Annotated in this window: 22 protein-coding genes; 16 read left to right on the top strand and 6 right to left on the bottom strand. The window is 67.0% G+C overall.

The annotated features are described in order from the left end of the window. The first annotated feature begins 71 nt into the window (after positions 1-71). The 3 genes from atpD to ACN9M4_RS12755 are packed head-to-tail and all read left to right on the top strand — an operon-like array spanning position 72 to position 2,254. Positions 72-1,526 (top strand): F0F1 ATP synthase subunit beta, encoded by a 1,455-nt coding sequence (gene atpD, locus ACN9M4_RS12765; protein WP_426298422.1) that lies wholly within the window; start codon positions 72-74, stop codon positions 1,524-1,526. A gap of 1 nt (position 1,527) precedes the next feature. Beyond that, on the top strand, positions 1,528-1,812 hold the full coding sequence (locus ACN9M4_RS12760) for a F0F1 ATP synthase subunit epsilon (protein ID WP_426298420.1): 285 nt from the start codon (positions 1,528-1,530) through the stop codon (positions 1,810-1,812). A gap of 10 nt (positions 1,813-1,822) precedes the next feature. Beyond that, the gene (locus ACN9M4_RS12755) at positions 1,823-2,254 is read left to right on the top strand and encodes a DUF2550 domain-containing protein (RefSeq protein WP_426298418.1); all 432 of its coding nucleotides are present in this window, start codon (positions 1,823-1,825) and stop codon (positions 2,252-2,254) included. Positions 2,255-2,321: 67 nt separating this feature from the next. On the opposite strand, the gene ACN9M4_RS12750 is transcribed toward ACN9M4_RS12755, so the two are convergent. From ACN9M4_RS12750 to nucS, 3 genes are all read right to left on the bottom strand, one after another. After that, a complete protein-coding gene (locus ACN9M4_RS12750) occupies positions 2,322-2,525 on the bottom strand; it encodes a cold-shock protein (protein WP_074589900.1) in 204 nt (67 codons plus the stop codon). Positions 2,526-2,829: 304 nt separating this feature from the next. Continuing rightward, the gene (locus ACN9M4_RS12745; protein ID WP_426298416.1) at positions 2,830-4,074 is read right to left on the bottom strand and encodes an N-acetylglucosamine-6-phosphate deacetylase; all 1,245 of its coding nucleotides are present in this window, start codon (positions 4,072-4,074) and stop codon (positions 2,830-2,832) included. A 79-nt stretch (positions 4,075-4,153) separates the two neighbouring features. Further along, positions 4,154-4,849, bottom strand: coding sequence for an endonuclease NucS (gene nucS / locus ACN9M4_RS12740; RefSeq protein WP_426298414.1), 696 nt, complete (start codon positions 4,847-4,849; stop codon positions 4,154-4,156). A gap of 65 nt (positions 4,850-4,914) precedes the next feature. Here nucS and ACN9M4_RS12735 point away from each other — a divergent pair, with 65 nt between their 5' ends. Continuing rightward, positions 4,915-5,247 carry an ATP/GTP-binding protein gene (locus ACN9M4_RS12735; protein ID WP_426298412.1) on the top strand — a complete coding sequence of 111 codons (333 nt, stop codon included), beginning with the start codon at positions 4,915-4,917 and terminating at the stop codon, positions 5,245-5,247. Between the two features lie 45 nt (positions 5,248-5,292). After that, on the top strand, positions 5,293-6,090 hold the full coding sequence (locus ACN9M4_RS12730) for an alpha/beta hydrolase (protein ID WP_426298410.1): 798 nt from the start codon (positions 5,293-5,295) through the stop codon (positions 6,088-6,090). Between the two features lie 10 nt (positions 6,091-6,100). On the opposite strand, the gene ACN9M4_RS12725 is transcribed toward ACN9M4_RS12730, so the two are convergent. Next, positions 6,101-7,285: an AI-2E family transporter gene (locus tag ACN9M4_RS12725; RefSeq protein ID WP_426303467.1), complete on the bottom strand. Its 1,185-nt coding sequence runs from the start codon at positions 7,283-7,285 to the stop codon at positions 6,101-6,103. Positions 7,286-7,584: 299 nt separating this feature from the next. Here ACN9M4_RS12725 and ACN9M4_RS12720 point away from each other — a divergent pair, with 299 nt between their 5' ends. The 7 genes from ACN9M4_RS12720 (at position 7,585) to ACN9M4_RS12690 (ending at position 16,087) form a co-directional block, all read left to right on the top strand. Further along, positions 7,585-9,315 carry a hypothetical protein gene (locus ACN9M4_RS12720; RefSeq protein ID WP_426298408.1) on the top strand — a complete coding sequence of 577 codons (1,731 nt, stop codon included), beginning with the start codon at positions 7,585-7,587 and terminating at the stop codon, positions 9,313-9,315. A 38-nt stretch (positions 9,316-9,353) separates the two neighbouring features. Further along, positions 9,354-10,364 carry a co-chaperone YbbN gene (locus ACN9M4_RS12715; RefSeq protein ID WP_426298406.1) on the top strand — a complete coding sequence of 337 codons (1,011 nt, stop codon included), beginning with the start codon at positions 9,354-9,356 and terminating at the stop codon, positions 10,362-10,364. 124 nt (positions 10,365-10,488) lie between these two features. Continuing rightward, positions 10,489-11,295, top strand: a complete 807-nt coding sequence (locus tag ACN9M4_RS12710; protein ID WP_426298404.1) for an ABC transporter ATP-binding protein — start codon at positions 10,489-10,491, stop codon at positions 11,293-11,295. Next, entirely contained in the window at positions 11,277-12,848 is a 1,572-nt protein-coding gene (locus tag ACN9M4_RS12705; RefSeq protein WP_426298402.1) for a transporter, read from the top strand. Before ACN9M4_RS12710 ends, ACN9M4_RS12705 begins: the two co-directional genes overlap by 19 nt. 74 nt (positions 12,849-12,922) lie before the next feature. Then, positions 12,923-13,705 carry a glucosamine-6-phosphate deaminase gene (gene nagB / locus ACN9M4_RS12700; protein ID WP_426298400.1) on the top strand — a complete coding sequence of 261 codons (783 nt, stop codon included), beginning with the start codon at positions 12,923-12,925 and terminating at the stop codon, positions 13,703-13,705. A gap of 8 nt (positions 13,706-13,713) precedes the next feature. Continuing rightward, complete coding sequence (locus tag ACN9M4_RS12695) at positions 13,714-14,031, top strand: DUF3039 domain-containing protein (protein ID WP_115789333.1); 318 nt, start codon at positions 13,714-13,716, stop codon at positions 14,029-14,031. Between the two features lie 277 nt (positions 14,032-14,308). After that, positions 14,309-16,087, top strand: a complete 1,779-nt coding sequence (locus ACN9M4_RS12690; protein WP_426298397.1) for a DEAD/DEAH box helicase — start codon at positions 14,309-14,311, stop codon at positions 16,085-16,087. 41 nt (positions 16,088-16,128) lie between these two features. Here the strand turns inward: ACN9M4_RS12690 and ACN9M4_RS12685 are convergent, their stop codons facing one another. Both ACN9M4_RS12685 and ACN9M4_RS12680 read right to left on the bottom strand, forming a co-directional pair. Further along, complete coding sequence (locus ACN9M4_RS12685) at positions 16,129-16,767, bottom strand: isochorismatase family protein (protein ID WP_426298395.1); 639 nt, start codon at positions 16,765-16,767, stop codon at positions 16,129-16,131. A 1-nt stretch (position 16,768) separates the two neighbouring features. Then, positions 16,769-18,097: a nicotinate phosphoribosyltransferase gene (locus ACN9M4_RS12680; RefSeq protein ID WP_426298393.1), complete on the bottom strand. Its 1,329-nt coding sequence runs from the start codon at positions 18,095-18,097 to the stop codon at positions 16,769-16,771. 152 nt (positions 18,098-18,249) lie between these two features. On the opposite strand from ACN9M4_RS12680, the gene clpS reads away from it, so the two are divergent. From clpS to ACN9M4_RS12660, 4 genes are all read left to right on the top strand, one after another. Further along, positions 18,250-18,627: an ATP-dependent Clp protease adapter ClpS gene (gene clpS, locus ACN9M4_RS12675; RefSeq protein WP_426298391.1), complete on the top strand. Its 378-nt coding sequence runs from the start codon at positions 18,250-18,252 to the stop codon at positions 18,625-18,627. After that, entirely contained in the window at positions 18,620-19,186 is a 567-nt protein-coding gene (locus tag ACN9M4_RS12670; RefSeq protein ID WP_426298389.1) for a DUF2017 domain-containing protein, read from the top strand. Before clpS ends, ACN9M4_RS12670 begins: the two co-directional genes overlap by 8 nt. A 109-nt stretch (positions 19,187-19,295) precedes the next feature. After that, complete coding sequence (gene murI / locus ACN9M4_RS12665) at positions 19,296-20,312, top strand: glutamate racemase (RefSeq protein WP_426298387.1); 1,017 nt, start codon at positions 19,296-19,298, stop codon at positions 20,310-20,312. Next, positions 20,309-21,106, top strand: a complete 798-nt coding sequence (locus ACN9M4_RS12660) for an MBL fold metallo-hydrolase (RefSeq protein ID WP_426298385.1) — start codon at positions 20,309-20,311, stop codon at positions 21,104-21,106. Before murI ends, ACN9M4_RS12660 begins: the two co-directional genes overlap by 4 nt. The last annotated feature ends 13 nt before the right edge of the window (positions 21,107-21,119 follow it).

Raw genomic sequence — 21,119 nt, 5'->3', positions numbered from 1 at the left:
ACGGCATCAGTCGCAGCCGCACCAAACAGATAAACTTAACCCCACGCCATCTACTGAACGAAGTGAGAGAGATGACTGCCACCGCTACCGAGCACGTAGCCGCAACGGCTGGTGCCACCGGCCGCATTGCCCGTGTCATTGGCCCGGTTGTCGACGTCGAATTCCCGGCCGACGCAATCCCGTCCATCTACAACGCACTCACCACCGAGGTAACCCTCAACGGCGAGACCAAGACCATCACCTTCGAGACCTCCCAGCACCTGGGTGACAACCTCGTCCGTGCCATCTCCCTGCAGGCCACCGACGGACTTGTCCGCGGCACCTCCGTGCAGGACACCGGCGCCTCGATTTCCGTGCCCGTCGGCGACGGTGTCAAGGGCCACATCTTCAACGTGCTCGGCAAGCCGCTCGACGTTGACGAGTCCGAGATCAAGGCTGACGCCTACTGGCCGATCCACCGCAAGGCTCCGAGCTTCGCGTCCCTCGAAGGTTCCACCGAGATGCTGGAAACCGGCATCAAGGTCATCGACCTTCTCACCCCCTACATCAAGGGTGGCAAGATCGGTCTGTTCGGTGGCGCTGGCGTCGGCAAGACCGTTCTGATCCAGGAAATGATCACCCGTGTTGCCCGCAACTTCGGTGGTACTTCCGTGTTCGCCGGTGTCGGCGAGCGTACCCGTGAAGGCAACGACCTCTGGGTCGAAATGGAAGAGGCCGGCGTTCTGAAGGACACCGCCCTTGTGTTCGGCCAGATGGACGAACCGCCGGGAACGCGTCTGCGCGTGGCGCTGTCCGCCCTGACCATGGCGGAGTACTTCCGCGATGTCCAGAACCAGGACGTGCTGCTCTTCATCGACAACATCTTCCGCTTCACCCAGGCCGGTTCCGAGGTTTCGACCCTTCTGGGCCGCATGCCTTCCGCCGTGGGTTACCAGCCGAACCTGGCCGACGAGATGGGTCTCCTCCAGGAGCGCATCACCTCGACCAAGGGACACTCCATCACCTCGATGCAGGCCATCTACGTCCCGGCTGACGACTACACCGACCCGGCTCCGGCAACCACCTTCGCCCACCTGGATGCGACCACGGAACTCTCCCGTGAAATCGCATCCCGTGGCCTGTACCCGGCCGTGGATCCGCTGACCTCCACCTCGCGAATCCTCGACCCGCAGTACATCGGCAAGGACCACTACGACACCGCTGTGCGCGTGAAGCAGATCCTGCAGAAGAACAAGGAACTCCAGGACATCATCGCCATCCTCGGTGTCGATGAACTGTCCGAAGAAGACAAGATCGTCGTGGCACGTGCCCGCCGCATCCAGCAGTTCCTCTCCCAGAACACCTACACTGCAAAGCAGTTCACCGGTGTCGAGGGCTCCACCGTGTCCATCAAGGACACCATCGAGGGCTTCAAGGCCATCTGCGACGGCGACGTCGACCACATCGCTGAGCAGGCGTTCTTCAACGTCGGCGCCATGGATGACGTCGAGCGCCAGTGGGCCAAGATCCAGGAACAGACCAAGTAGCATGGCTGAGCTCGAGGTTGAGATTGTAGCGGCGGACCACTTCGTGTGGTCCGGCGCGGCCAAGATGGTCAAGGCCCGCACCAGCGATGGTGAAATCGGAATCCTGCCGGGCCACTCGCCGCTGCTCGCCATCCTGGCCGAGGGCGAGCTGGCAATCGAGCCGGTTTCCGGAGACCGCATCGCGGTGGCTGTCGACGGGGGATTCTTCTCCGTCGACAACAACCGGGTGGTCATTGTTGCTGACAACGCCCAGCTGGGTGAATCAGCTACCGCGGGGATCCGATAGCACGACCTTGATGGACGATTCTGTTTTTCCGTTCATCATCCTGGCAAGTGCCTTTGGCCTGCTTGTTTTGACACTGTGCCTCGTGGGGGTGCGCCGCTTCAATCTGCGGCGCGCCCTCGGCACGGTGGACGCCTCCATCTGCATGGCTGGAAACAGCTGGCGGATGGGGGTTTGTCGTTATCAGGACTCCGAGCTGGAATGGTTCAGCCTCCTGTCACTGAGCTTCCGCCCCCGGCACAGCTTCAAACGCAGTTCCCTGGAACTGCTCGGCCGCCGGAAGCCCAGTGAGACCGAACTGACCAAGCTGCAGCCCGACGTTGTGGTCGTTGAACTACGGCACGAAGGGGAGTCCTTCATGCTTGCCATGCGCTTCGAAGCCTATGCGGGGCTGTCCTCCTGGCTGGAGGCCGGCCCGGTGATCGGAGTCGGAACCTGGCGCTGAATTCCAGGAAGCTTAAACAGAAAGACCCGGGCAGCCTGCCCGGGTCTTTTCCGTTTGCGTGGCTCGATCAGAGCGCGGTTACGCCGGTGGCCTGCGGGCCCTTGGCGCCCTGGCCGATTTCGAACTGAACACGCTGGTTCTCGTCGAGGGTGCGGAAGCCGGAGGTCTGGATCTCCGAGTAGTGGACGAAGACGTCGCCTTCGGCGTCGTCCGGGGTGATGAAGCCGAAGCCCTTTTCAGCGTTGAACCACTTGACAGTGCCCAGTGCCATTATTCGTTTCTCCTCATTGTGGAACTTCTTCTTTAAGTCCGGCACACTGCGTGCCGCGCTTAGTCACTCCGCGAGAAGACCTGAATTCCGCCCTGGCATTGCCTGGCTGGTATTGCAGGAGCTTCACGCTCGCAACAAGTCTTGCGAGCATGAATCACACCTACACAAAGACTGCTACAACACTTTCATGGCCATTAGTGCTGGTCAACGGTCTGCCGGGGAATTCCGGGAAAATTTAAGTAAAAAGAAGGTAACGGCATTTCGGTATAAATAAGGTAATAGCCCCCGCCTTTGTGCAGGCAGCCTAAAGCCAGGCCCCTTGGCGCAGGACGGCGGCCAGCTCAAGGTCCCCGTCCACCACCACGAGATCGGCCCTCAGGCCCCGCCGGAGGCCGCCCACTTCATCGGCAAGGCCCAGCACTGCTGCGGGGACCGCTGTTGCCGAGAGGACCGCATCCGCCAGTCCGACGCCGGCCGCCACAGTGTGTCGCACGACGTCGAGCATGGTGGCGGTGCCGCCGGCAATCGAGCCGGTGGCGTCCAGCGTGGCGACGCCGCCGCTGACAGTGACGGGCGAGGGCCCGAGCATGTAGTTGCCGTCGGACAGTCCGGCGGCCGCCATCGAGTCCGTGACCAGCAGGATGTTGGCGGCGCCGACCAGCTGGAAGACGGTGGCTACGGTTGCAGGGGCAAGGTGTGTGCCGTCGGCGATCAGTTCCACCACGGCCTTGCCCGCCTGCGCGGCGCGCAGGCAGGCAGCCACGGGGCCGGGGGAGCGGTGGTGAAGGGGTCGCATCCCGTTGAACAGGTGGGTGACCGTGGGAAGTGAGCTGACTCCGTCGAACCCTGCCGACGCCAGCCCATCCCGGGCGGCCGCGAGGGACGCGGTGGCGGTGGCGTCGTCGCAGTCGGTGTGGCCCAATGACGGCGTCACGCCGTGCGAGGTCATCAGGTCCACCAGCTCGGCGGCGCCGGGCAGTTCCGGCGCGTACGTCATGGTGGCCAGTTTTCCCGCGGCAGCTTCAATCAGCTCGGCCATGAGCGAGAGGTCGGGCTCCAGGAGGTAGGCGGGGTTCTGGGCGCCGCAGCGGGCATGCGAGAGGAACGGTCCCTCGAGGTGGATGCCGGCAAGCAGCCCTTCGTCGGCCAGGCGCACGTAGAGGCCGATGCCGCGCAGCAGGTCCTCCCGCGAGGCGGTGACCATACTCGCCAGGAGCGTGGTGGTTCCCGAGCGGTGCAGGAAATCGATCGCTTTGCGTGCCGAGTCCTCGTCGCCGCCCGGGAAGTCGCCGCCGTTGCCGCCATGGCAATGCACGTCGACGAAGCCGGGCAGGAGGTAGCGGCCCGCCGGTGGCGTAGCGTTGGGCAGTCCGGTGAATCCTTCGAAGGCGTTCTCGTCGAAGTCCCCGAGCGGTCCGGCGAAGGCGATCCGGTCGCCGTCCACGGCCACCAGCCCGTCCTCGATGACGGCCCCGTCACTGACGATGGTTCCGCTGATGAGCTGGCGGGGTGGCGTGGGCATGGCCGAAGGCAGGCTCGGGTCTGTCATGCCATTGATTCTATTGGGCGGAGCCGCTCAGTCTACTGATTGCTAGTGAGCGAAACTAAAATATTTCAATCAATGGCGATCAGAAGAGCCGGGACTCGCTGTCGTCCACGCCGCGCATCGCGTCGTAATCGAGCGTCACGCAGTCGATCCCGCGGTCGTTCGCGAGGACCTTGGCCTGCGGCTTGATCTGCTGGGCTGCGAAAATCCCGCGCACAGGGGCCAGCAGGGGATCGCGGTTGAGCAGTTCGAGGTAGCGCGTGAGCTGCTCGACGCCGTCGATGTCACCGCGGCGCTTGAGCTCGACGGCGACCGTGCCGCCGTCGGCGTCGCGCGCCAGGATGTCCACCGGGCCGATCGCGGTGAAGTACTCGCGGCGGATCAGGGAGTAGCCGCTGCCCAGGGTTTCGATCTGCTCGGCCAGCAGGCGTTGGAGGTCCGCTTCCACGCCGTCCTTGATAAGGCCAGGGTCTGTGCCCAGCTCGTGGGAAGTGTCGTGGAGCTGCTCGTAGATGTTGATGATCAGGCGGTCGTCGGTCTTGGCCGACTGCACTGTCCACTGTTCAACGACGCCTTCTTCCACCTCGGCCTCTTCGGGGGTGGTGACGCGTAGGGTGGCCGGCGGGCTCATCCAGTTCAGGGGCTTGTAGGAACCGCCGTCCGAATGGACCAGCACGGAACCATCGGCCTTCACCAGGAGGAGCCGGGTGGCCAGGGGCAGGTGGGCCTTGAGTCGGCCGACGTAATCAACTGAGCAGCGGGCTATGACGAGTCGCACCCGCTCAACTTTACTGCCTGTGACGGGGTGCCGCCCGGCCGCCGGCTCTGGGGCAGAATGGAGCCATGCCCCGTTCCAACCGTCCCCGCCGCACAGGCTCCGCGAATTCGAAGTGGACCCGCGGTGCCGAAGCTCCCGAATTGGACCTGGAACGGGCAAGGGCCGGGATTGCGCGGCGGGAGGTCGCTCCCGACGGCGAATGGATCGTCCGCACTATGACCGCAAGGAACGCCGAGAAGAACTATGTCTGCCCCGGCTGTTCGATGGCGATCCTGCCGGGAACGGCCCACCTGGTGGTGTGGTCGGCAAGCCACCTGCTGGGCGATGCCGCCGGCCTGGAGGAACGCCGGCACTGGCACAACAAGTGCTGGACGGGGCGCACCTACCGCTACCGCTGAGGCACGGCAGGGCGCCATGCGGGCGGCGGGGATACCCTTGGAAGCATGACTTTCGACCCCGCTTCGTTCGTGTTCACCCAAGCTCAGGCTCCCGTGGCCATCCGCGCCTCGACCGTGTTGCCGGCGCGCCGGGAAAACATCGAAATCGAAACCGAAGACGGCAAGGTCCTGGTGGGGGAGCTGGCGCTTCCGGAATCGGGGGAAATCACAGCGACGCTCATCACGCTGCATCCGCTCCCCACCCACGGCGGTTTCATGGACTCCCATGTCTACCGGAAGGCGTCCTACCGCCTTCCGGCGCTGGCCGGCGTCGCGGTGCTCCGCTTCAACACCCGCGGCACCCATTCGCCCCGGGGCACCAGCCAGGGCAGCTTCGAAGAGGGCATCGGCGAACGGTATGACGTCGAGGCCGCAGTGCGCTTCGCCGTCGGGCGCGGCCTGCCGAACCGCTGGCTGGTGGGCTGGTCCTTCGGCACTGAGCTGGCGCTCATGTACGGTGCTGTCGATCCGGTGGCCTCCGAGGTGGAGGGCGCCATCCTGCTCTCCCCGCCGCTGCACCGCGCGACGGATGTCCACCTGAAGGAATGGGCGTCCTCAGGCAAACCGCTGACCGTATTGGTTCCGGAACACGACGACTTCCTGCAGCCGGCCGAGGCAGCCGAGCGCTTCAGCCTCGTGCCCCAGGCGCGGCTGCTGGGGGTCGACGGCGCCAAGCACCTGTGGGTGGGCGAGAAGTACGCCGCGCGGGTGCTGGACGAGATCGTCGACGACGTCACCGAAGCCGGCGCCGGTCCCGATGGCCTGCCGCGCGAGTGGGCAGGTCCGTTCGCGACGGCGGCCTAGCGCCTGGTCGCTAGTGGCGGTCCTGGCGGACGATGAAGACTTCCTTGATGAGCAGCATGGTCGCCGCCGCGGTGGGAATCGCAATGAGCGCGCCGAGCACGCCCAGCAGGCTGCCGCCGGCGATCACCGAGATGACAGCCACCGCACCCGGTACCGCGACGGCACGCTGCATGATGCGCGGCGAGATGAAGTAGGCCTCGAACTGCAGGTAGGCGAAGTAGCAGATCGCGTAGACCACCGCGGTCTGCCAGCCCAGCGTGAGGGCCACCAGGATCACCACGACCGCGGCGATCATGCCGCCGACCAGCGGGATGAACGCGAGCAGTGCGACCACGAAGGCCAGCAGCACGCTGAACGGAACGCCGAGGATGCTCATGACGATGAAGGCGAACAGGGCGTTGAGCAGGGCCACACATGCCTGGCCGATCACGTAGTTGCCCACGGAACGGGTGATCTCTTCCGAGAGGGCCTCGACCCGGGGGCGGCGGGACCGGGGCGCCAGGCGGTAGGCCCATTTCTTCATGGCGGGCAGGGCGCCCAGGAAGTACAGGCTGAGCACCAGCACGATCAGCGCGCCGAAGAGGCTGTTGGCCACTGTGGAACCGAAGCCCACCACGCCGCCGAAGATGCCGCCCATAGCGTCGGGGTTCTTGACGAACTTGTCCAGCTCCTGGCTGATCCGGTCCCGCACCCCAAACTGGTTGTCCAGGGTCCGGAAAAACTCCGAATCCAGGAAGTCCCGGATCCAGGTGGGCGCCTGGCCCACGATTTCGGTCACCTGCTCGACGATGGTGGGGATCAGCGTGGCGAAGAAGCTTGCGACACCTACGGCCAACACCCCGACGGCGAGCAGGATGCCCGCGGGGCGCGGAACCTTTCGGGTCTCGAGCCAGCGGACCACCGGATCCAGTCCCAGCGCGATGAAAAGCGCGGTCACGATCCACAGCAGGAGCTGGGCCGTGTGGGTGCCGATGTAGAAGAGCAGCAGTGCCGCGCCGACGCCGGCCGTTCCCATGAATCCGAGGTAAAGCGGGTGCTGTGCGGACATCCGGGGGCCGGGGGAACCGAAGCGGGCGTCGCCATCGTCGAGCGCGGAGTCATCGCCGCCGTCGAGCTCCGGAGGCATCTCGAACCGCAGCCGCGGCTGGGCACCGGGGAGGGGCTGCCGGAGCCTGCGGGCAAGCACGGCGAACATGCCCGCCCTGGGTGCCCGCCCGTTTGCCGCTTGGGCGGTTCCTTCCGCGTCGTCGGACGGCCCGGGAGGCGTCGGGGACTTGTGCTCATTCACGCGCTTCTACTGCCTTTGCATTCCGTGCGGCCCCGCAGGCAAAGCCGATTCCAATGTTGTTCGTCACCCTACCAGCAGCATGAATCTGCGGTTTTGCCCCGTCGCTGAGGGGAATCCGGGGGCCACGAGGCGAGCCCCGCGACCGACCGCCGGGTAACAAAACCGTTACCCTTAAAGCTCAACGACCGCTGATGATTGGTATTCCTGTGCGATTGAAGACTGCAGCCTCCCTGGCGCTGCTGGGCCTGCTGATACTGCTGGCCGGCATCGGCCAGTTGACCTTCTGGGCTCCTGCCGACACCGTGACCGCGTCTGCTCCCGGCGATACGAAAGCCGCCCCGTTGACTGTGATCGGGCAAGGCTTCCTGGACCACCAGGGCGGACCAAGCCGGATCACGATCAAGGGCGAAGGCAACTTCGTGCTGGCCGTGGGCCGCCCCGACGACGTCGACGCCTGGGTAGGCAAGACCGCCCACAACACGGTCAGCGGGGTCTCGGAGGACGGCAAGTCGCTTCAGGTCGCCAGCACCGAGGGCGAAGCTACTGCACCGGCCCCGGCCGGGTCCGACCTCTGGGTCGAAACCGAAAGCGCCAGCGGACAGCTTGAATATACGTGGAGCCCGCCGGCCGGCGGCGAATGGTCCCTCCTGCTCGCCAGCGACGGCACCAAGCCCGCGCCGGCATCGATTTCCGTGACGTACCCGAATGACACCGCCATGCCGTGGGCTGTCCCGCTTATCATCTTCGGCTCCGTCATCATCGCGGCAGGCGCCGCAATGCCCCTGCTCAGCAGGTTCCTGGGTGCACGAAACGGCGGAAACGGCGGTTCCGGCGGCGGTTCCGGGAGCAAGGTGCCGGCGGAAGCCGGCCGGGAAGCTGCGGGCCCCGCCCCGCTGAAGGGCGAAGCTCCGCAGGAGAAGGGCGGCACCACCGCCCTGCGGGTCCTGCTTGCGGGCGCCCTTTCCGCCGCACTCGCAGGGGCACCGCTTGTAGCGGCCCAAGCTGCAGAATCCCCCTCGCCGTCGGCGTCGCAGGGCGCTTCCGCGGCCGCCGACGTGCCCGTCCTGGTCGACGCCCAGCTCAAGCGCATCCTGGAACAGGTTGCCAACGCCGTTTCGGCCGGTGACGCAGCCCGCGACGCCGCGAAGCTGAAGACCCGGCTCGGCGGCACCGAACTGCTGGTGCGCTCGCAGAACTACAAGATCCGCGCCAAGATCTCGGCCTACCGGGCGCCCATGCCGGTGCGCGCCAGCAAACTGCTGGGCAGCGTCGTAACCACCCAGCGCAGCTGGCCCCGCACGGTTGTCGCCGTGACCCAGGGTGACGGCAACGTCGTGCCGCAGGTGCTGACTCTGAGCCAGTCTGCTCCGCGGGAGAACTACAAGCTCCTGGCCACGGCCCCTATGCAGCCTGGCTCCTCTTTCCCCGCGATCCCGCTGGGCGGCACCAAGCAGTCTGCGGCCGACGACAAGACCGGGCTGCTCTACAGCGGAAACGAAGCCATGGCGGCACTGGCTGACCGGCTCTCCAAGACGGAGTCCGCGTTCAAGACCAAGCTGGTTGAAGGCACGGGTTCGCCGTATATCTCCGACACCCTTGAGTACCAGAAGGAGTCCGTCAAGGCGGGCAGCAACGGGGTCTTCAAGTTCACGCACACCCCGGTGCCCGCTGAGACCAAGGTCTTCCGCACCTCCGACGGCGGCGCCCTCGTTGTGGGCCGGCTCGACTTCGTTTACGCGACCACTCCCAAGACCAAAGGCGACACGCTGATCGCCGACAAGGCCGCGGCCGTGCTGGCAGGCAAGGAGTCGAGCTCGGTGGGCACCTCCCAGACGTTCGCCGAATCGGTAGCCATCTACGTTCCGCCGACCGGATCCAGCGAGCCGATGAAGCTCGTGGCCGCCTTCCGCTGGCTTACCAGCGCCAGCGTCAAGTAGGCGAAGCGGCGGCCGGTGAAACGGATAGAGTGGACTCTATGAGTTCGCCAGGATCACGACCCGTTTCCCCGGCCGCCGCCAGCCAGCTCAACCTCCGCGGCGCCGTCGACCTCTCCGCGCTCCGGCGTCCGGCGGCACCGCCGCCCGCGCCGCCGGGCCAGGGCAACGGCGCGGCCGCACCAGCCCGCGGCACCCAGGACGGAAATCCGGATTCGGGGCCGGAGGGTGCCGTGCGTCCGCTCCGCGTGGATGCCAACGAAGCGAACTTCCAGGACCTGGTGGAGCTTTCGGCACGGATCCCGGTGCTTTTCCTGCTCTGGGCCCGCTACTCGCCGGAGTCCAGCACGCTGCTGCAGACCCTGGAAGACGTCGTCGACAGCTATGACGGCCGGATCGTCCTCGCAGCGGCGGACATCGATGCCTTCCCCCAACTGGCGGATGCCTTCCGGATCGAAGCCGTCCCCACCGCTGTTGCCGTCCTGAAGGGCCGGCCTTTGCCGCTGTTCCAAGGGCCCGCGGCGGAGCACGAAATCCGTGCACTGCTGGACGAACTGCTGAAGGTCGCGGCCGAGAACGGCGTGACCGGCAGTGTCCGCGGGGAGTCCGCGGCGCCGCAGGAAGCACCGGTGCCGCCCCTGCACCAGGCAGCCTTCGACGCAATCGAGGCCGGCGACTATGCCGCGGCCGCCCAGGCATACCGGCAGGCCCTTGCCGAACAGCCGGCGGACCGTGAGGCGAAGGCCGGGCTCGCCCAGGTGGAACTGATGCAGCGGCTGGAAGCGATTTCCGCACCGCAGGCGGACGCCCTGCGCCAGCAGGCCGCGCAGGAACCGGATAATCTCGAGGCCCAGCTCGCCATTGCCGATCTCGATGTCTCAGGTGGACACATCGACGACGGATTCAACCGCATTATCTCGTTCATCGGCCGCAACTTCGGCGCCGAGCGCGAAACCGCACGCGTGCGGCTGCTGGAACTCTTCGACGTCGTCGGCATTGCGGACGAAAGGGTGGCCAAGGCGCGGCAGGGCCTCGCCCGCGTGCTGTTCTGACAGAGGGCTGTTCCGACGACGGCGGTCGCCTCGTCCGTTCGGATGAGCTTCGCGGCCTGGAGGCCACCGGAGTTCGTCCTGGCGGATGACCCCGCCGGAAAACGGCGGGGGCTACGCTGGCAGAATGAGCGCCCCGAGTTCCGGTTACCCTGTCCCAGACCCGTCCCCTGCACCTCCCGTCCCGGCCCTGGCACTGCGCGGACTGGCCAAACGCTTCGGAGACAAGATCGCCGTCAACGGCATCAGCCTCGACGTCCCAGCCGGTTCCTTCTACGGCGTCGTCGGCCCGAACGGGGCCGGAAAGACCACCACGCTATCCATGGCCACGGGACTGCTGCGGCCGGACTATGGAACGGCCTTCATCCACGGCGTGGACGTCTGGGCGCGGCCGCTCGAGGCCAAGAAGCTCATGGGCATCCTGCCCGACGGCGTGCGCCTGTTCGACCGCCTGAGCGGGGAGCAGCTGGTCAGCTACGCGGGATTGCTGCGGGGAATGGACCGCGCGGTGGTGCAAGCCAGGGTCCAGGAACTGCTCGCCGCGCTCGACCTGGGCAAGGATGCCGGAACCCTGGTGGTGGACTATTCGGCCGGCATGCGCAAGAAGATCGCGCTGGCCTCCGCCCTGATCCACGCGCCCCGGCTGCTGGTCCTCGACGAACCGTTTGAATCCGTGGACCCGGTGTCCGCCTCGAATATCCGCGGCATCCTCGAACAGTATGTCGCCTCGGGCGGAACCGTGATCGTTTCCAGCCACGTCATGGACCTGGTCCAGCGCATGTGCGACCACGTGGCGGTGGTGGCCGCCGGCCGGGTGCTGGCGGCCGGGACGGTCGAGGAGGTGCGCGCCGGGGCCTCGCTGGAGGACCGGTTTGTTGCACTGGTGGGCGGCGGCACGCGTGCGGAGGGGCTCGAGTGGTTGCGCACCTTCTGAGCCTGAAATGGCGGCTCCTGCTCAACGGCTTCCGCCGCAGCCCGCTGCAGATCGTCGGGATGGCCGTCGGCGCTCTCTATGCGGCGGGCATCGCGCTGGCCTGCGCGTCCGGCCTGGTGGCACTGCGCTGGGCCGATCCGCAGACGGCGCAGACCGCCGTCGTGCTGGGCGGCGCCCTGGTGATCACCGGCTGGGCGGTGGTGCCGCTCGTGGCCTCGGCCGCGGACCTCACGCTGGATCCCAGCCGCTTCACCACGTCCGCGATTCCCATGCGGGAGCTGCTCCCGGGCCTTGCCTTGGCCGGACTGCTTGGCCTGCCTGGCATCGCCACTCTGCTCGCTTCGCTGGCCACCGTGGTGACCTGGTCCCGCAGTTTCGTGGCAGCCGCCGGGGCCCTCGTCGGAGCTTTGCTTGGCGTGCTGAGCTGTGTGGTGGCGTCCAAGCTGGTGACGACGGCGGTGGCCAGCCTCCTTGCCTCGCGCCGCTTCAAGGACATCAGCAGCATCGTTTTCATTGTTCCGCTGATGCTGGCCGGGCCGATGGTGACGGCGGTGGTCCAGGGTGTCCGGGACAGCAGGGACTACCTGCCGGGGCTGGCCGAGGCGATTTCCTGGACACCGCTGGGTGCTGCCTGGGCGATTGGCGGGGAGCTCGACGCCGGCAACGCGGCGGGTGCGGCCATCAAGGTGCTCATCGCCCTGGCATCCCTGGCCGCGCTCGGCGGCGCCTGGTACCTGCTCCTGAAACGGGCCATGGTCACCCCGCCCTACACAGGTGGCGGCAGCAGGAAGGCCGGCAAGGCCGGTTTGTTCGGCACCTTTCCTGCAACTCCGGCCGGCGCAGTGGCGGCCCGCTCGCTGAGCTACTGGATGCGCGACCCGCGCTATGCCGGTTCGCTGGTGGTGGTTCCGTTGCTGCCGGTGCTGTTCTACTTCGGCAGCGCCCAGAGCGGGAACCAGGAGCTGTTGATCGCGGTGGCTCCGCTGACGGCGTTCCTGCTGGCCTGGTCCATCTCGGCCGACGTCTCCTACGACAACACCGCTTTCGCGCTGCACCTGGCCACCGGGGTCCGTGGCCGGGACGACCGGCTCGGCCGGGCCCTCGCCTGCCTGTCCTTCGCCCTGCCGCTGGTGCTGCTGTTCGCCGTCGGGTCCATCGCGGTGACCGGGCGCTGGGAGTGGCTGCCCAACATCCTCGGCTGCTCGCTGGGTGCCCTCTTCACCGGCCTTGGCTTGGCTTCGGTGGTCTCGGCCCGGTGGACCAGCGCGGTTCCCGCTCCCGGAGAGAGCCCCTTCAAGAAGCCGCCCGGCAACACTGCACAAACGTTGCTGGTGCAGTTCGCGGGAATGGGAGTCATGGCCGTCCTGCTGCTCCCGGAGATCGCGATGGTGGTGGCGCAGGCGGCAACCGGCAGCGCGGTGTTCGGCTGGATCGGCGTGGGGGCCGGGCCGGTGCTCGGCTTGGCCTTCTTCACGGCCGGGATCAGGCTCGGCGGCCGCTGGCTGGACCGCCGCGGACCGGAAATGTTCGCCCAGCTCTCAAACAACCGCTGAAAGCGGGCTCCGCATGGCATAGCCTCGTGGAAGACCCCGTTTCCGGGAGCGCCAGCGTAGAAAGGCCGTGAACAATGGAAGTCGTCATCCTGCCGGGCAGCAGGCAGATCGGCAGGCTTGCGGCCGACGCCATTGAGGCGCTCTTGCGGCAGAAGCCCGATGCGGTCCTGGGCCTGGCCACCGGATCCTCGCCCCTGCCGGTCTACGATGAGCTGTCCCGGCGGCACCTCGAGGAAGGCCTGGACTTCAGCCGCGCCCACGCCTTCGCCCTGGACGAGTACGTGGGGCTTGAGCCCGGCCATCCCGAGTCCTATCGGGAGGTCATCCGCCGGGAATTCACGGACCGGGTGAATATCGATCCCGCCAATGTCCACAGCCCGGACGGGACGGCGGAGGACCTCCAAGCGGCCTGCCAGGAGTACGAGGACGCCATCCGGGAACGCGGCGGGGTGGACCTGCAGATCCTTGGGGTCGGAACGGACGGGCACATCGGCTTCAACGAACCGGGCTCCTCGCTGGTGTCCCGGACCCGGATCAAGACCCTCATCGAGCAGACCCGGAAGGACAATGCGCGCTTCTTCCGAAGCATCGACGACGTCCCGCACCACGTGGTGACCCAGGGCCTGGGCACCATCCTGGACGCCCGGCACGTGATCCTGCTCGCCACGGGAGCCCAGAAGGCCCAGGCGGTGCGTGACTTCGTGGAAGGCCCCGTGGCCGCGATCTGTGCGGCGTCGGTGCTGCAGCTGCATCCGCACGCAACCATCCTGATCGACGAAGCAGCGGCCTCCTCCCTCAGGCTGGCGGACTACTACCGGCACGCCTTCGAGAACAAGCCGAAGTGGCAGGGACTCTAGCGGCTAAGATGGATGGCATGACGACCCTGCCTCCGGACCCATTCGAGAACGATCCAATGCGCGAACTTTCCGGAGCCGGCACTTCCACGGCCACCATTGAGCGTGAGGAAACGCGCCAGGAAGTGGAACCCGGCGACCGGGAGCGCTTCTCCCACTACGTCCGCAAGGAAAAGATCATGGAGTCGGCACTGACCGGCGAGCCCGTGATCGCCTTGTGCGGAAAGGTCTGGACTCCCGGCCGCGATCCGCAGAAGTTCCCCGTCTGCCCCGAGTGCAAGAAGATCTACGAGGGCCTGCGCCCCGGCGACGACGGCGACTCCCGCTAGCGGGATCCGTCGCCTCTCCTGACGCTTCCCAGGGCCGGCGCCACCGTGCACCGGCCCCTTTCCTTTGCCGGGTAACCGGGGCCGCCTGATCCGGCGAGCCCCGTGGCGATCCGGCACGTCCCGGATCAGACCCGGAACAGATTGGTGTTTTTGTGCTTAGCTGGCATGTGCTGAACAAGGCCGAATCCAACACGGCCGAACCGAACGGAACAACTACCGCCGCCTCCCGGCCCGCCCTGACCGCGAAAGGTCATCCGGCCGTGCAGGGGGCAGGCGCATGACGGAGACGCTCTTCGGCGGCCCATCCCTTCCTCCGGCCTATCCGGAGCGCGCCGCCTGGGGCACGGCCCCCAAGCTGCGCGCCTGGCAGCAGGAAGCCCTGGACCTGTACTTGCGGAACAGCCCGCGCGACTTCCTTGCGGTAGCCACCCCCGGTGCAGGCAAGACGACCTTCGCCCTCCGCATCGCCTCGATGCTGATCGACAGCGGCGCCGTCAACCGCGTAACGATCGTTGCCCCAACGGACCACCTCAAGCGGCAGTGGGCGGATGCCGCCGCCCGCGTGGGCATCGCGATCGACCCCAACTTCAAGAATTCCGACGGCCAGCACGGCCGCGGCTTCATCGGCGTCGCCGTGACCTATGCGCAGGTGGCCAGCAAACCCATGCTGCACCGGGCGAAGACCGAAGCCGCGCGGACCCTGGTGATCCTCGATGAGATCCACCACGGTGGCGAGGCCCTCTCCTGGGGTGACGGGCTGCGCGAAGCCTTCGATCCTGCCACGCGCCGACTCGCGCTCACCGGTACGCCTTTCCGTTCCGACACCTCGCCGATCCCGTTCGTCGAATACGCCGAGGACAGGGACGGCATCCGCCGCTCAAAAGCCGATTACACCTACGGTTACGGTAATGCGCTGCGTGACCACGTGGTCCGCCCGGTCCTGTTCATGGCCTATTCCGGACAGATGCGCTGGCGGACCAGCGCCGGCGATGAAATGGCGGCTTCCCTCGGCGAGGCCGCGGTGACCAAGGACATTACCTCCCAGGCCTGGCGGACCGCCCTGAACCCGGCCGGTGAATGGATTCCCGCCGTGCTTGCAGCCGCGGACAAGCGCTTGAGCGAGGTGCGCCGCACGGTGCCCGACGCCGGCGGGCTGGTCATCGCCACCGACCACGAAGACGCCCGCGCCTATGCCGGCCAGCTGAAGAAGATTACGGGGCAGTCGCCCACGGTGATCCTTTCCGACGACTCGAAGGCCTCCAGCAAGATCGAGGAATTCTCCGAAGGCGACAAACGGTGGATGGTCGCGGTCCGCATGGTGTCTGAAGGCGTGGACGTGCCGCGCCTTTCGGTAGGCGTCTACGCGACGTCGACGTCCACGCCGCTGTTCTTCGCCCAGGCCGTGGGCCGCTTCGTGCGTGCCCGCAAGCGGGGCGAGACGGCGTCGGTGTTCCTGCCCTCGGTGCCGCCCCTGATGGCGCTGGCGAACTCGATGGAAGCCGAGCGCGACCACGCCTTGGACCGCCCGGAGAAGGAGGACCCGGACGGCCTGTTCAACCCCGAAGAGTCCCTGATGGCCGAGGCCAACCGCGAGGAGAAGGCCTCCGACACCCTCGAAAAGGGCAAGTTCGAGGCGCTGGATTCCCAGGCTTCCTTTGACCGGGTGCTTTTCGACGGCGGCGAGTTCGGGACCGGGGCGGACATCGGTTCCGAAGACGAACTGGACTTCCTGGGGATCCCCGGATTGCTCGACGCCGAACAGGTCGGCACGCTGCTGCGCCAGCGCCAGCACGACCAGCAGTCGCGGAAGAAGCGGCAGTCCCCGCTGGCTGCCGCCGCCACGGGAACGGTTCCGGACCACCGCATGCTGATGGACCTGCGCAACGAGCTGGCCAAGAACGTCGCGGCCTGGTCCGCGCGCACCGGCACGCCGCATGGAGTGGTTCATAACAAGCTGCGCGAGGTGTGTGGCGGCCCCGCGGTGGCCCAGGCCAACGAAGCCCAGCTGCAGGCCCGTTTGCGCAAGCTGCAGGACTGGTTCATCGGGCGGAAATAGCGCCGCCTATCCCGGAGTCCGGGGCCAGGGGAGCCCCGGGGCTATTGTTCTTCGAGCTCGACGCCGTTTTCCTCGAGTTCGGCGTAGGTGCTGCTGAGGTCCTCGGCGATCCCGGCAGTAAGTCCGCCGATCACCGTCACGGCGTAGCCGGCCTGGACGGCGTCGAGCGCGGTGGCCTTGACGCAGTAGTCGGTGGCGATGCCCACCACCACGAGCTCCTCGACGTCATGGCTTTGCAGCCAGTCGTCCAGGCCGATCGCGTCCTCCGGATCGCTGTCCGCCGGCTCCGTGGACGGCGCGCCGCCGGCGAGCCGTTCCCCCATGGGGACTTCGTCCTCCGGGGCGAGGACGCCCTCGAAGCCGGAATAGGCGGCGGCGTACTGGCCCTTCCGGAAATAGGCCTGGACGTACTCGCTGTCCAGGTCCGGGTGCAGCTCGGCGCCCTTGCTTCCCGCCCGGCAATGCGGCGGCCAGCTGTCCACCATGTCCGGATCATCTGAAAAGTGGCTGCCCGGCTCGATGTGCCAGTCCTGGGTGGCCACGATGTGGTCGAAATGCTGGTGCCGGGCGTCAAGGTAGTCGCTGATGGCCCCGGCCACCGCGGCTCCGCCCGTCACCGCAAGGGACCCGCCTTCGCAGAAATCGTTCTGGACATCGACGATGATCAGGGCCCGTGCCATGTCAGTCCTCCTCGTAGACCGTGGGAATCGCAGGCTCGCCGCGCTGTAGGCGGCGGACAACGGAAGGAAGCTCGGCCATGGCGGCGTCGTGCCGCTCCCGGGCCCGGACGACGCCCTCGTGGCCGGTCCAGCCGGGGAGGAGCTCCCCGTTCTTGATGAACTGCTGCAGCAGCTGGCGGTCGTTGCCGTCGTCCTCCGGCGGATGCCCGATCCCCACCAGTTCCCGGGTGGCGATGCCGTGGTCGTCGAGCTTGCGGAGCGCATACTTGCGGCCCCCCACGCTGGCCTTGTTCTTGGCTGCCTTCGCCACGGGGACGAACTCCCCGGCGTCGTTGCTGCGGCTGACCAGTTTGTAGACCATGCTCGCGGTCGGCGCCCCGGAACCTGTGACCAGTGACGTTCCGACGCCGTAGGCATCCACCGGGGCGGACTGCAGCGCGGCAATGGCGTACTCGTCCAAGTCGGAAGTGACCACGATGCGCGTGCTGGTGTTGCCCAGGCTGTCCAGCAGCTCGCGGACCCATTGTGCCTGGGTGACGAGGTCGCCGGAGTCCAGGCGCACGGCACCGAGCTTGTCGCCGGCGAGTTCGACGGCGGTCCGCACCGCGTTCTCGACGTCGTAGGTGTCGACCAGGAGCGTTGTTTCCGGGCCGAAGGCCTCGATCTGCGCGGCGAAGGCGTCGCGCTCGCTGTCATGCAGCAAGGTGAAGGAATGGGCCGCGGTGCCCACGGTCTTGAGGCCGAAGCGGCGGCCGGCTTCGAGGTTGGAGGTGCTTGCGAAGCCGCCGATCACGGCGGCGCGGGCTGCCGCCGTCGCCGATTCCTCCTGGGTGCGACGGGAACCCATCTCGATGCACGGACGGCCGCCGGCCGCGCTGGTCATGCGGGAAGCCGCAGAGGCGATCGCGGTGTCATGGTTCAGCACGGAGAGGATGTACGTCTCCAGGATGCACGCTTCGGCGAACGTCGATTCGACGATCAGCACGGGGGAGTTGGGGAAGTAGGCCTCGCCCTCGGGATAGCCCCATACGTCGCCGCTGAAACGGTAGTTGGCCAGGAAATCGAGGGTCTCGCGGTTGACCACCTTGTTCCGTTCGAGGAACTCCAATTCGTCCTCGCCGAAGCGGAAATTCAGGATGCCTTCAAGCAGTCGCCCCGTACCGGCCACGATGCCATAGCGACGCCCGTCCGGCAGGCGCCGGGCGAAAGCCTCAAAGACCGAACGGCGGTGCGCGGCGCCCGAATGAAGGGCTGCCTGGAGCATCGTCAGTTCGTAGTGATCGGTGAAAAGCGCGGTGCAGGGGTGGTCCCAGGCAGTGGATCTACTCACGGATTCACTCTAGTCCCCACCGGCTCCCACGTCTCGCTGCGCTCAACGCGGGGCCCTCGCCGGTGTGGGCCCACCCACCGGCTCCCACGTCTCGCTGCGTCCCCACCGGCACTCGGCCCGTGCGTGTCTGCCCATCGCCATAGAATGGACAGATGACCACACCCGTTGCCACAGGCGTTGCCAGAGGCACATACGCAGCCGTCGACGTCGAGGAACGGACGGACACCTCGGAGCAAGGCTCCACCGCCCTCCTCAGCGCGCCGGACAACCCCTGGAACCTGGTGGTCTGGAACGATCCTGTCAACCTGATGAGCTACGTCAGTTTCGTGTTCCAGAGCTACTTCGGCTACTCCGAGGCCAAGGCCAACAAGCTCATGCTCGAAGTGCACCGGAAGGGCCGCTCGATCGTGGCACACGGAGCGAAGGAACAGGTGGAACAGCACGCCGTCGCCATGCACGGCTACGGGCTGTGGGCAACCGTTGAGAAGGCCAGCAGCGCAGGAACCGGCAAGGGGGGCGCACGTGGCTAAGGCCTTCAAATACGGACTCAAGGGCATCACGGGACACCTGGAACCGGCCGAGCGCGAGCTTTTGCGCGGACTGATCGACGACGTCGTTTCGATGCTCGAGCCCCGGGAAGCCGCGGACCAGGACCCGCTCGCTGCCCTGGTGGGCCTTGACCTGGACGTACAAGCGCCCACCGACCGGGCCCTCTTGCGCCTGCTGCCCAACGTCATGAAGGACGACGACGCCGGCTCCCTGGAGTTCCGCCAGCTCACCGAGCGCTCGCTGCGGGAGAGCAAGATCGGCGCCCTGCGCGCCGCGGCGATGGGCCTGGACCGCAAGGAACTCACCCTCACCCAGGACGAGGCCCGGCTCTGGTCGATGGCGCTGAACGACATCCGGCTGGTGCTCGCCGAACGGCTGGACATCCGGGACGAAGCGGATGCCGACCATGTCCACGCCATGCAGGACTGGTCACAGGCCGAGGACGTTGAAAGCTACCTGGCCCTCGTCTACAACTTCACCACCTGGCTGCAGGAGTCCTTGGTGCAGTCGATGATGGCCTCGATGGACCGCCGCACCTAAGTGCCTGCGCGGGGGCCTGTCAAGGGGCCTTCCTGTGATGAAGCAGACATGAGGCGCTGATCGCAACGCATGGCTGCACTTGGCGGCTGTGCTTTATTCTCGAAGAATTATGAATTCAGCATCGGGCACGGCAAACGCTCCGGCAGGGGATCCCCAGCAGCGCACCGCGGGCGACGACGCGCTGGCATCGCGTCCCATCGGCGTTTTCGACTCCGGGGTAGGCGGCCTCACCGTGGCCCGGTCCATCATCGACCAGCTGCCCAACGAATCCATCCTCTACGTCGGGGACACCGCCAACGGTCCCTACGGACCCCTCCCGATCGCCGAGGTGCGGGCCAATGCGCTGGGCGTCATGGACGAACTCGTGGACTCCGGCGTCAAGCTGCTCACCATCGCCTGCAACTCGGCGTCGGCGGCCGTGCTCCGTGACGCGCGCGAACGCTACACGGCCCGCTACGGCATCCCTGTTATCGAAGTCATCCAGCCAGCCGTCCGCCGCGCGGTCGCCGCCACCCGGAACGGCAGGGTCGGCGTCATTGGAACCTCTGCCACAGTGGGCTCCCGGGCCTACGAGGACACTTTCGCCGCGGCCCCGGACCTGGCCATCACCTCCGTTGCCTGCCCTGAGTTCGTCAGCTTCGTCGAGGCTGGCATCACCACAGGCCCGGAACTTCTTGCCGCCGCCGGGAGCTACCTGGAACCGCTCAAGCAGGCCGGCGTGGACACCGTAGTGCTGGGCTGTACCCATTACCCCCTGCTGACCGGCGTCATTTCCTACGTCATGGGCGAGGACGTCACGCTCGTTTCCAGCGCCGAAGAGACGGCCAAGGATGTCTACCGTGCCCTGGTCACCTACGGCATCCAGCGCAGCGGCGGGGAAGCACCGACCCACGACTTCATGGCCACAGGCGACGCCGCCCAGTTCGAGACCCTGGCCCGCCGCTTCCTAGGCCCGGAGGTGCTCTCCGTCCGCCACGTCGACCATGTCGCGGCCCAGTACCCCACCGGCAGCCTGGCCCGCATCACCCCGGAGATGCTGGAGGCTGCCCGCATTGGCGGCCACCGCCAGCGGACCTCCAACTTCGTGGATGCCCGCACCGGTGCAGAACCGGGAGGTTCCCGGTGAAACTGACCATTGTTGGCTGTACCGGCTCGTTTCCCGGCCCGGGCTCGCCGGCGTCGTGCTATCTGCTGACGGCGCACGACGGCGAGCGGCAATGGAAGATCGTCATGGACCTGGGCAGCGGGGCACTGGGCGCCATCCAGCGTTACACTGATCTCGAGGACATCGACGCGATCTTCCTGACCCACCTGCATCCGGACCACTGCATGGACCTGTGCGGCCTGCACGTTGCCGTGCGCTGGAAGCCGGGCGGCTGGGGCCGGGACCGCATCCCCGTCTGGGGCCCGGCGGCCACCGCCGACCGCATGGCCACCGCGTACGGGCTGGACCTGGACCCGGGCATGCATGAGGAATTCGATTTCACCAACTGGGCCGAGCGCAAGCCGGTGCAGATGGGACCATTCACCGTGACGCCGTTCGCCGTGAACCACCCCGTGGAAGAGGCGTACGCCCTGCGTGTGGAGGTGACCGAGCCCGGCAAGGACGGCGACCCTGTCACCCGGGTGCTGACCTACTCGGGGGACACCGACAGCTGCCAGGGCTTGGAGGACGCGGCCAGGGGAGCGGACCTGTTCCTCTGCGAGGCGGCCTTCGAGGAAGGCCGGGACGACGGCATCAAGGACGTGCACCTTACCGGGAAACGTGCCGGGCAGGCTGCCACGGCAGCCGGGGCGCGCCGTCTCCTGCTGACCCACATCCCGGTCTGGACTTCGCAGACCGAGGTGCTGGCGGAGGCGAAGCCCGAGTTCGACGGGGACGTTGCCATCGCCGTCGCGGGGGTGCATTACACCGTCTGAGGCGGCGGGTCCG

The sequence above is a fragment of the Arthrobacter sp. R-11 genome, from assembly GCF_049913155.1.
Taxonomy (GTDB): domain Bacteria; phylum Actinomycetota; class Actinomycetes; order Actinomycetales; family Micrococcaceae; genus Arthrobacter.
This window is presented reverse-complemented; position numbering and strand designations above follow the sequence as displayed.

What these genes read in the sequence shown, in the direction of transcription:
- atpD (WP_426298422.1), top strand. Translation starts at nt 72, where the DNA reads ATGACTGCCACCGCTACCGAGCACGTAGCCGCAACGGCTGGTGCCACC.
- ACN9M4_RS12760 (WP_426298420.1), top strand. Translation starts at nt 1,528, where the DNA reads ATGGCTGAGCTCGAGGTTGAGATTGTAGCGGCGGACCACTTCGTGTGG.
- ACN9M4_RS12755 (WP_426298418.1), top strand. Translation starts at nt 1,823, where the DNA reads ATGGACGATTCTGTTTTTCCGTTCATCATCCTGGCAAGTGCCTTTGGC.
- ACN9M4_RS12750 (WP_074589900.1), bottom strand. Translation starts at nt 2,525, where the DNA reads ATGGCACTGGGCACTGTCAAGTGGTTCAACGCTGAAAAGGGCTTCGGC.
- ACN9M4_RS12745 (WP_426298416.1), bottom strand. Translation starts at nt 4,074, where the DNA reads ATGACAGACCCGAGCCTGCCTTCGGCCATGCCCACGCCACCCCGCCAG.
- ACN9M4_RS12735 (WP_426298412.1), top strand. Translation starts at nt 4,915, where the DNA reads ATGCCCCGTTCCAACCGTCCCCGCCGCACAGGCTCCGCGAATTCGAAG.
- ACN9M4_RS12730 (WP_426298410.1), top strand. Translation starts at nt 5,293, where the DNA reads ATGACTTTCGACCCCGCTTCGTTCGTGTTCACCCAAGCTCAGGCTCCC.
- ACN9M4_RS12725 (WP_426303467.1), bottom strand. Translation starts at nt 7,285, where the DNA reads ATGTTCGCCGTGCTTGCCCGCAGGCTCCGGCAGCCCCTCCCCGGTGCC.
- ACN9M4_RS12715 (WP_426298406.1), top strand. Translation starts at nt 9,354, where the DNA reads ATGAGTTCGCCAGGATCACGACCCGTTTCCCCGGCCGCCGCCAGCCAG.
- ACN9M4_RS12710 (WP_426298404.1), top strand. Translation starts at nt 10,489, where the DNA reads ATGAGCGCCCCGAGTTCCGGTTACCCTGTCCCAGACCCGTCCCCTGCA.
- nagB (WP_426298400.1), top strand. Translation starts at nt 12,923, where the DNA reads ATGGAAGTCGTCATCCTGCCGGGCAGCAGGCAGATCGGCAGGCTTGCG.
- ACN9M4_RS12695 (WP_115789333.1), top strand. Translation starts at nt 13,714, where the DNA reads ATGGATGGCATGACGACCCTGCCTCCGGACCCATTCGAGAACGATCCA.
- ACN9M4_RS12690 (WP_426298397.1), top strand. Translation starts at nt 14,309, where the DNA reads ATGACGGAGACGCTCTTCGGCGGCCCATCCCTTCCTCCGGCCTATCCG.
- ACN9M4_RS12685 (WP_426298395.1), bottom strand. Translation starts at nt 16,767, where the DNA reads ATGGCACGGGCCCTGATCATCGTCGATGTCCAGAACGATTTCTGCGAA.
- clpS (WP_426298391.1), top strand. Translation starts at nt 18,250, where the DNA reads ATGACCACACCCGTTGCCACAGGCGTTGCCAGAGGCACATACGCAGCC.
- murI (WP_426298387.1), top strand. Translation starts at nt 19,296, where the DNA reads ATGAATTCAGCATCGGGCACGGCAAACGCTCCGGCAGGGGATCCCCAG.